Raw genomic sequence first — 9,716 nt, 5'->3', positions numbered from 1 at the left:
TGCACTTCCAGTGGAAATTGAGTACGCCGCACCTGCCGCAACTGGCCCAGCGGTAGCCCATGTCCTTGACCTTGATGCCGGCAACGCTCACGCCCACTCTGGGCGCATAGAACGCCACATGCTCGGCAAAACGCTGCTGCCCCTTGTCGGTATAGAACTGCTCAAAAGCCTTGCGGGCCATGTCTGTGCCGCCCTGTTCGATCAGTTCACGGCTGAGGCAGAAGCGGCCATCTTTTAGCAGCAGTGCCTTGTCCTGCCCATTGACCAGCACCAAACGATAGGCGCCGCCCAGATACAGAAAGGTTTCGCCGTTGACCCACTCACGCGCCACGGCGGCAGCGTTCAGGTCTTTCCATTCGGCCAGGTTGCGATAGATCCATATGCGTTTGCTCTCCACCAGCGCATCCACCTGTTCCGGGGTGAAGCCGGCCGGCGGGCGCACCACTATCTTGCCATTGCGTTCGATGACGATGTCGGTGGTGCTGCGCTGGCTACCAGGCAGCAGGTGGTATTCGATGTCGCGTACACGGCGGGCGTTCATGGCTGCTGCTCCCCGACAGCTCCTTGCAGCAAGGCGTCGTGGCGATTCCTGGCCAGCCGCATGATCTCCACGGCGATGCGTTCACGATGCGTTCTCAGCTCGTCAATGCCGGTCAGCGTCAACGCTGTCTTGATCTCGCTGCGGGTGCGCTTCTGTTTGTCGGCGTTGTGCCAGAAGTCGATGCTGCCGATGCTCCGTTGCAGGATGTCCACAATGGCTTCCATCAATGCACGCATTGTGCCCCGGGCGCTGGCGGGCACTTCGCCACCAAAGGCTTCGTTGGCGATATGCTCGTAGAAGGTGGTGGCTTCGCGGCTCATGCCGGCTTTGCCCTGCTGGCGCCCTGCGGCGGCCACCTTGCGCAGCTTTTCCAGTTCCTCGGCCAGTTGTTCCCACTCGTCCTGATAGCGGTCGATCAACTGTTCCACTTTTTCCGACAGGCTTTTGTAAAAGGCCGGATCTTCGTCATGATGCACGGTGCAGTGCTTGCGAATGGCATGCTCCATTTCGCTGGCCTTGGCCTCGGCATTGCCACCGGCATGCTGGTTGAGCTGCTCGATAAAATCGGCAGAAAGCAGCTCCACCGGCGGCACCTTGGGGTTGATGCCAAGGCTGATCAGATGCTCGTTGATCAGATCACGCACCTTCTGCCCGGCGTCGCCCAGGTTCAGCGTGTCGTCCTTGTAGCGCTCTTTCGCCACACGCTGGATATAACCCAACCGCTTGGCCGGCACCCGGTAGGGCTGGCCGGCGGCGTGGGGCAAAATAATATCCAGGCTGGCGAGAAACTTCTTCAAGTACACATCGAAGTCGGCGCGCTGTTTTTCGTCCTTGAGCAGTTTCACCGCCGCATGCACCACTGCGGCTTCGTCTTCCACGCTGGCCAGTTTGCCTTCGACAAAGTCGCGCAGCCCGGCCACCCTGTGCTCGGCAAACAGTTGCAGCAGGCGCTGGTAGCGCTCCTGCAAAACCGGTACCTCGGAGGTGATGTTTTTCAGGCCGCTGGCCAGTTCCTGCTGTTCGTCGGTGGCGGCGTACAGGGTCAACGCCTCAGTCAGACGGTGGGTCAGGCCGACATAGTCCACCACATAGCCGCGCTGCTTGCCTTTCTTCACCCGGTTGGTGCGGGCGATGGCCTGCAGCAGGGTGTGCTCGCGGATTTTCTTGTCCAGGTACATCACCTGTTCGATCGGCGCATCGAAGCCGGTCAGCAGCATGTCGCACACCACCAGAAAGGCGATGGCGTTGTACGGTTGGTCCGGGTCGTCGAAGGCGAAGGGCTTGCAGAAGTTCTCCACCGCATTCCAGGCGCGCGCCTGTTTGCGCGCCTCGGTAATGTACGCGGCTTCGTTGGTGCCGTCAGCGGAAATCACCACTGCCGCTTTGAGCATTTCTATCTGGCGGATTTTTTCGGCATCCGGCGCGGGTTCAGCGTGTAGGGCAGCAGCGGTATCAGCCAGCGCCTGATGAATCGCCTTCTGGTAGCGCACTGCAGCCAGTTTGGAATGGCACACCACCTGGGCCTTGAAACCATTGGGAAAGATATGCGCTAGATAGTGGGCGACCAGATCCCTGGCTATGGCCTCGATGCGCTGCTCGGCTTCGAGAATATCGCCGGTGGCACCGTATTTTTTCTTGATCGCCAGCAGCTCTTCCTCGCTGCGATCCCGGAACAGGTTTTCGAACTTGGTCTCAAAGGCATGCTTCTCGTTCAGCGCCGCGTCCGAAGTGCGGCCCTCGTAAAGAATCTGCAGGGTGGTGCCGTCTTCCACCGCGTCCATCAGCTTGTACTGGTCGATGTACTCGCCAAAGCGTTTGACGGTGCGCTTTTCACCATGGCGCTCGGTAATCAGTGGTGTGCCGGTAAAGGCGATGCGCGCGGCGTTGGGAAAGGCTTCAAAAATGTTTTCGCCCAGCTCCGAGCTCTGGGTGCGATGGGCCTCGTCGATCATCAGTACAATGCGATCCGAAGCGTTGACCATACCAAAGGTTTCCTTACCTGGAATCGCCCGGTAGGTACCCAGCGCCTCGGCCACCGATAACGGCAGGCTCTGGTCGGCAATCTGGAACTTGTGCGCCATCACCATATTGATGTCGGACTGATCGGTGGCCAGATCACGGCGCAGTGCCGCACGGCTGTCAATCACATTCACCCGACCGCCGATCAGGGTGGCGGTTTCAGCCAGCTGCTGTTCCAGATCGGTGCGGTCGTTGATCAGTACCAGCTTGTAGTCGTGCAGATCCTTTGATGCGCGCAGCATGCGCGCCACAAACACCATGGTCAGGCTTTTTCCCGAACCCTGGGTGTGCCACACCACGCCGCTTTTTTCCGCGGCGGTTCTGCCCTCGCGCAACCGCTGGAGAATCTTGCCGGCGGCGCGGAACTGCTGGTAGCGGCACACCACTTTGATGCGTGGCCCGCCGTCGGTGTCCATAAACACCGAGCAGGTGCGCAACATCAGCAGCAGGCTGGCCTTGTTGAGCATGCCGTTGACCAGCCGCTGCTGGGCGTTCATGCCCTCGGCCACACTGTCGTCTTCGGGCCATTGCGTCTTCCAAGGGTAGAAGTGCTCCTCACCGGAAGTAATGGTGCCGTAGTCGGCTTCCACACCGCTGGAACGGATTAACAATAAATTACTGTGAAACAGCCGTGGCTCGCCTTCCTTCAAGCCCTGGCTGGCTGTGTCCTCGCGCCGGTTCATGTAGCGCTGCAACTGGGCAAAGGCCTCGGCCATGGGGTTGGCGCAGGTTGGCCCGCCCTTTTTGCACTCCACCACAGCCAGCGGTATGCCGTTCACGAACAGCACAATGTCGAGAATGATGAATTGCCGGACAGCACCGGGAGTATCGAGGCGGAACTGGTTGATGGCAAGAAAGTGATTGTTTTCCGGCGTGTCGAAGTCGATTAGCCGCACCACCGGGTCCTGCTCGCTGGTTTCTTCATTCACATCCACCTGCGCCTTGAACAGCAGCTTCTGCGCTGCCTCGTTGGCTTCCAGCAGCGTGCGGTTGGGCTGGCGCAGCAGTTGCTCCTGCAAATCCTGCAACTGCTTGGCTGTCAGCCAGGTGCCGCCGTTCTTGCCAGAATCGGCACTGGGATTCAGTGCGGCAACGGCACGGTTGAAAACCTCCGGCAGCAGCCACTGGCGGAAACTGACGCGCTGGCTTTGGGCCGGGTCGGAGGGGATGTCCTGGCCCTGGTCGATAATCTCCCAGCCCAGCGCTTTGAGCTGCTGCAGGAAGGGTTGTTCGACTTCGGTGTATTCAGACAAATGCAGCCTCGCCAGTTTTATGGGTTTTGTTTTGATAGGTATTGTTCTGATTCATCATGGCGATTTTATCGACTGCAAAAAATTCACCAGCTCATGGATGCGCGTGCTCGGGTTGTCGGTCCCGCTGGCCTGCGCCTCGCGTAGCGATATGGATCACGCCTCGCCGCACGCCGCTGCAACCCTTTCGCGCTTTTTGCCTTGCGTTTGTGAAACAGGTTATCCGTACCCATCAGCCAATCTGCTTGAGTGCCCGAATAAACGGCAAGGCGCCATAGCGACCCGAAAGATAGGCCGCTTCCAGATTTTCACGCCCCTTGCGTGGGCTGAAATCCGTTAACGGATACAGCACCGTGGCCTGAGACTTGTCCTTTTCACAAAACCAAATCTGATCACGCCGGAAGACCGCCTGGTTCAGGATCGATGTTTCATGTGTGGTAAAGACGAGCTGAGCATTGTTGGGATTGGTTTCCGGGTTATGAAACAACTGCACCAAAAACTCCACCAGGCGCGGATGCAGATTATCGTGCAGCTCGTCGATAAACAGCACATAGCCGTTAGCCAATGAATCAATCCACGGGCCAGCGAAGGCAAACAGCTTTTGAGTGCCGTCGGATTCGTCGCCAAAATCAAAAGTAACAGGGCTGCCCTCATCATTTTTATGAACGGTTTTAATGTCGAGAATCTTTTTGTCTCGCATGTCGCCAGCAATGGCTTCGCGCACCGGCTCCGGCATATCGGCCGGCAACACATCGGGATCAAATGGTCTGGACTCAACCTGAATATCATCGATATGCAAATCAGCGGCGCGCAGAAAATCCATAATCTTCGCCTTGTCACTGCTTTCGCACAATGATGCGCTAAACTCAGGCCCCCACCCCCCCACATTGGCCAGTCGCAGCGTATTTTTAAACCAGTCAAACACTGGTTGCAACTGCTCGCTGTTGAGCTGTACCGCCGTCGATAAAAACAGCGCATTATCGCGAGTGGATTTTTGCCAGAGTTGTTTCTCGCCCGTCAGATTATTGCCCAGCTCCCAGTCGTAGCGCTGATCGTTTGGATTCCAGGCGCGACCGAGCCAGCGTTGTGGCCGACCCTTGGGGTATGCCAGCAGCCACTCCTCATGGATGCGCTCGGCCGTGGCCGCAAAGCCATACTGATAGCGCACCCCCTCCACCAGAAAGGTGACTTCAAATTCGCTGGGTTGCTGGCGCGTCTCCGGGTTCAGCCGAAACGGGGTCACGGGCAGCTTATCGCCCCGCTGCAGGTTGATGGCCGATTCCAGCACCACTCGCCTCATGGTTTGCAGTGCCAGCAACAGATTGGACTTGCCGCTGGCATTGGGGCCATAAATGGCTGCCGAACGCAGCAGCGCGATGTTGCTGGCCGCAGTGGCAATAAAGGTGTTGCTGGCCGCCCTCTCGTCACCCTTACCTTTCGCCAGGGTAAAGGTTTGCATCTCACGGAAGGACCGGAAATTGGCCACACTCAGCTCAATGAGCATAAAAACCTCTCGCGGCAAAAATGGCAATAAACGTCAGAATTTAGCAAAAGAATTATCTTTAAGCAATTTATTGTTTAATTTTTGGCTAAATTAGTCATAATTGGCGCACAAATAACATGCTGCCGCCATGATTACTCTAAAAAGGATTGTTCGACTTCGGTGTATTCGCTCATTATCGCTTCCCTTCACCCGAAGCCTGCAGGCAGCGTTCGCCAAGCAGGGTCAGCCGGTAGCGCTGCTTGCTGCTGCGGGGTTTGTCCGGCAGAGTCATTTCGATCAGGCCTGCTTCCAGTGCCGGCATCAGATACAGGCTGCTGAAGTTCACCCGGTCGCGTAATGCCATAGCCATCATCAGATCGCTTCGGCTCATCTCGCCCGCTAGCACCTGCAACAAGGGCATAACTTGCTGGGTGACTTGCTGGGTAACTTGCTGGGTAACTTCGGGGGTGACTTGTTCGGTCACCGGCATCTCCGCCAACGGATGCACCGGCAGCCTCACCACACAGGTCAGGCGGTCGTCGTCGGTTTCGAACTGCGGGGCGGGCGAGCCGTTGGCGGCCATGGCCTTGAGGATTTTGGGCACGCCGGTGGAGCGGCCTTCGGTCAGCTCCAGTTCCTTGAGAAACTCGCCGATGCGGCGGTTACGGTAGCGGCGGCTCACCGCCTGGCCAGCGGCGAAATCGGCCAGCCGGATGGAGCGGTCCGGGCCGGGCACGCTCAACACCACCAGCTCGTCACGGCTGATGCGCACTTCAATCGGTTCACGCTCTTCGTAGGCACGGTGATACACGGCATTGACCAGCGCCTCCTCAATGGCGGCGTAGGGAAAATTCCACACCCGCGTGGCCTCGGCCCGGTCGGGGTGCTTGATCACCGTTTCGTGCAGGTAGTTGCGCTGGATATAGCCCAGCGCCTCGCGGGTCATGCGGGCCAGCGGGCCGCTGAAGATCTTCTCGTCAAAGCGGTCGCCACCGGCGCCTTCGGGAAACCACACCACCTCGATGCGGGTGTAGGGGAAGAAGCGCTCCGGCGTTTCGTTGAAAAACAGCAGGCCGATATTTTTCGGCCAGGGCGACTCCGCCGGGCCGCCGGCCACATTCATCTGCCGCCCCAATGCTTCGACGGAAAGGTTCCCGGCGTCTTCGGCCAGCGCACTACCCACTTCGCGCAGATACTCCAGCATCAAGGGTTTGGATAAATCCGCCACGCTTGCCTGCTGGGCGTAGCGATCATCAAAGGGCACCGAGGCCGTCAGACTCAACAGCTCCCGCTCGGTGTCGCCTTTGGCCTCCACAGTGCTGCTGTAGCGGCGAATGTAGTAACACCAGGTTTTGTGTTTTGCCGTAACCGATGCCGGTGCCTTGTAGGGGCGGTTCATGCCGCCGGGCGCCTGCAACACCATCAGGGCGCGCCCCGCTACGCGTTCAATGCTCAGCGCGGGGAAATAGGGCGGCTGAATCAACTGGCAGGTGGCCAGCAGTTCCTGTTGAATCTTGTCGAGCTGCTCTTCCGCCAGGCCCACAGGCGGAAACTGTGGCTGGCCGTTGGCATCGCAATCCTGCCCGATCACCACATAGCCGCCGCCCAGATTTTCAAAATCGTTGGCAAAGGCGCACAGGGTGCGGATGATGGCATCGGGATTCCAGCCCGCCTTGTATTCGATGCGCTCGCCCTCGACCCGGCGCTGGTGCAGCAGGTCATCGAGGTTGATGGGCAAGTGGTCAGCCATGGGCAGGCTCCGGGTCGGGGGTGACGGAGACTTTGCCGGTGAGCAGGTCGTGCATCAGGCCGGATTTTTGTTTAAGAGTCTTATCAAGTTCATGCTCAAGCGAGCTCAGCTTTCTATCAATCGTCTCGTAGCAGCGGGACACTTGGTCGCGCTCTAATTTTTCTGGCCATGGAATCAGAAGTGGCCTCAGATCTTCCAAGTTTATATTTTTCTGCGCACTCTGAGGAGCTCTTGCATAAAGCCAGTCTTTCCTACGATTTATGCAGCGTTCAATGAATCGCGTATCTTCAGGGTTGTTCGGAATTACGCCGACCAAACTATCGGGGGCACACATTGGGATAGCAATAATGCATGTATCCGCAATATTGGCGGCTATAGTTACCATGATAGTCCCTTGCGGAAACAACTTGCTAACCGTCAGACCCTTATCATTAAGAGTTTGCCCATATTTACTTAATGACCGGCCCAGATGAGCAGTGACATCACCTGTCTGAATAAATGGATAGTCTCCATTATAGTATTGCGGGTCATTTCTGGGTCTGGCTGTGAATTTACCGCGATCAACCTCGGAAACATCTGCAAGTTTCAAGCATTCCCACTCCTTCGGAATCCAACCGATAGGGGTTTGCTGGTAGCGGTGCGGGGCCTGTTCGCGGGGTGGGCGCAGTTGGCCGTTGGGGCCGATGCCGCGGGTAAAGAGGTCGTGCATCAGGCCGGCCTTGATCTGCTGATATTTGTCGATCAGGGCCTCGGTCTGTTCGATGGCCCGGTCGATGGTTTGCAGAATGCGGGCGATTTTTTGTTGTGCTCGCTTACTTGGGGCAAAAACCCGAAAACGAAAAAAGAAATCTGAAAGAACTCGCTGCTGCCCTGCTGAGCCTGACATAAATGTCTCAGCTTTCATCCGGGTCATAGTCCACTGCATTAACTGATATATGTATTCAGAATCATGGTCCGGCCTGGCTCGAAGTACGTGAAATTCTGTGCTTCCACATCCACATCCTGACGGCAAATTTGTTACTCGTGCGCCCTTGCCGTTCTCCATGCACGGCGTGATCTTCGCGAATAGAACATCTTCATTCTGAAAACGAGTAAAGCCAGATTTGACTTCAGAAAAAATAGCCTCCTGAATTTCATAAACACCGCCCTTTTCACGCACTGAACTCATTGGAATAAATCCAACAACTGAGTTGTCTGCTGGAGTTTTCTGTAGCGGTGGGTTTATTTCTGCCAGTTCGCAAAGAAGCATTTCACTCATACCCCAGCTCCACCAAAAACGCCTGCAACTGCCGCGCCGCCTGGTCGCGTTCGGCTTCGATCTGGCGGGCGGTGACGGCGTATTTGCTCCAGAGGTTTTCCACCGCCTGGATGCAGGTGCGCTGTTCTGCGCGCAGGTAGCTGCGGTAGATATTGAGCAACTGCTGTTGCAGGCGCTCGATGATGATGCCGCGCGCTTCCTCCACGCTGATTTTTTCGCGGGCGCTGGCAGCCAGTTGGTCGCGTCTCTGTTCGATGGTCTTGATGGTTTTTTTCAGGGTTTTGGCTTCCTCCTCCAGCGCCTTGTGGCGCGCCAGTTGCACTTCCAGTTGCTCGGCTTGCCGCTGCCATGTGGCGGCATCACCCAGATTCGGGTCGCGCTTGCACAGTTTGGCTTGGCCCTTGGCGTCTTTCAGACGCGCCTTGAGGTCCTTGACTTGTTCGGAAGTCATTACCCCAGTGTCATCGCTGTCTTCAAAATCTTCGTCATCGGCGGCAGCAAACAGCGCTTGCAGTTCGGCCAGCCGGGCCTGGGCCTGTTCCTGTGCGGCCAGCACTTCCGGGAATTGGCTTTGCAGCAGCTCGTCGTCTGGAATCAGCTCCGGCCCCCAACCGCTGGCGGCAATGGATTTGAAATCGGCCTTGAGGCTGTCGATATAGGTGGCAAAGGCACCGCGCACCTGAAAGGCGGTCAGCAGGCCGTTGCCGGCCAGGGCTGCTTCGATGCTTTTCAGCAACTGGCTGCGCATCACATAGACATTGTTGGGCCGCGCTTGCGGGTTGGCCGCCTCCGGGGCCAGCGCTTCGACCACCGGCAGGGCTTGTTGCCACCAGCTTTGCAGCGTGTCCATCACTTGCTGGTGGGCGGCCAGCACGCCGGGGTGGGCGTTGATCAGGGCGGCGAGGTCGCGCTTGTCCGTGAGGGTTGGGGCGAAATCCAGGTAGTTGGTGTCTGGATTCCCGCCTTCGCGGGAATGACGGGGATGGAACAAGGCGTCTTGCAGGCCGCTGTATTTGTGCCAGTAGCGGCTGAGACTGGCAATTTCCGCCCGTGGCACACCGCCGTGCAGGTGGGCGCGCACGTCGTGGGGCTCGGGTGGCGGGGCGTTGTCCACATAGCGGCGGATGTTGCAGTTGTAGTCTTCGCTGCGCAGTTCGCCGATCGGCACCGGGCGCGCATAGGCCGGGATCTCCTGGCCCTGGCGGTAGGCGTAGATGATCTTGTCGAGGTCTTCCGGGCGCAGGTGGTTCTGCGCCTTGCCTTCACGGTATTCGCGATCGGCGTTGATAAACAATACCGAGTTGCGTTGGCTTGCACCGGCCTTGTTCAGTACCAGAATGCAGGCAGGAATGCCGGTGCCGTAGAACAGGTTGCCGGGCAGGCCGATGACCGCCTCCAGATAACCCTGCTCGATA

6 protein-coding genes are annotated in these 9,716 nt (G+C 57.8%); all 6 read right to left on the bottom strand.

Annotated elements, in window-relative coordinates; genetic code table 11:
* On the bottom strand, window positions 1–541 hold a 541-nt coding region (locus ABTW62_RS12750), incomplete at its 3' end, for a M48 family metallopeptidase (protein ID WP_430904954.1).
* The gene (locus ABTW62_RS12745) at window positions 538–3,813 is read right to left on the bottom strand and encodes a type I restriction endonuclease subunit R (RefSeq protein WP_430904953.1); all 3,276 of its coding nucleotides are present in this window, start codon (window positions 3,811–3,813) and stop codon (window positions 538–540) included. The genes ABTW62_RS12750 and ABTW62_RS12745, both read right to left, overlap by 4 nt.
* A gap of 229 nt (window positions 3,814–4,042) precedes the next feature.
* Window positions 4,043–5,314: an AAA family ATPase gene (locus ABTW62_RS12740; protein WP_430904952.1), complete on the bottom strand. Its 1,272-nt coding sequence runs from the start codon at window positions 5,312–5,314 to the stop codon at window positions 4,043–4,045.
* A 172-nt stretch (window positions 5,315–5,486) separates the two neighbouring features.
* A complete protein-coding gene (locus tag ABTW62_RS12735; RefSeq protein ID WP_430904951.1) occupies window positions 5,487–7,043 on the bottom strand; it encodes a Fic family protein in 1,557 nt (518 codons plus the stop codon).
* The gene (locus ABTW62_RS12730; RefSeq protein ID WP_430904950.1) at window positions 7,036–8,301 is read right to left on the bottom strand and encodes a restriction endonuclease subunit S; all 1,266 of its coding nucleotides are present in this window, start codon (window positions 8,299–8,301) and stop codon (window positions 7,036–7,038) included. Before ABTW62_RS12730 ends, ABTW62_RS12735 begins: the two co-directional genes overlap by 8 nt.
* A partial coding sequence (locus ABTW62_RS12725; protein ID WP_430904949.1) for an N-6 DNA methylase occupies window positions 8,294–9,716 on the bottom strand: 1,423 nt, incomplete at its 5' end. The genes ABTW62_RS12730 and ABTW62_RS12725, both read right to left, overlap by 8 nt.

The sequence above is a fragment of the Nitrosomonas sp. ANs5 genome, from assembly GCF_050584665.1.
Taxonomy (GTDB): Bacteria; Pseudomonadota; Gammaproteobacteria; order Burkholderiales; family Nitrosomonadaceae; genus Nitrosomonas.
This window is presented reverse-complemented; position numbering and strand designations above follow the sequence as displayed.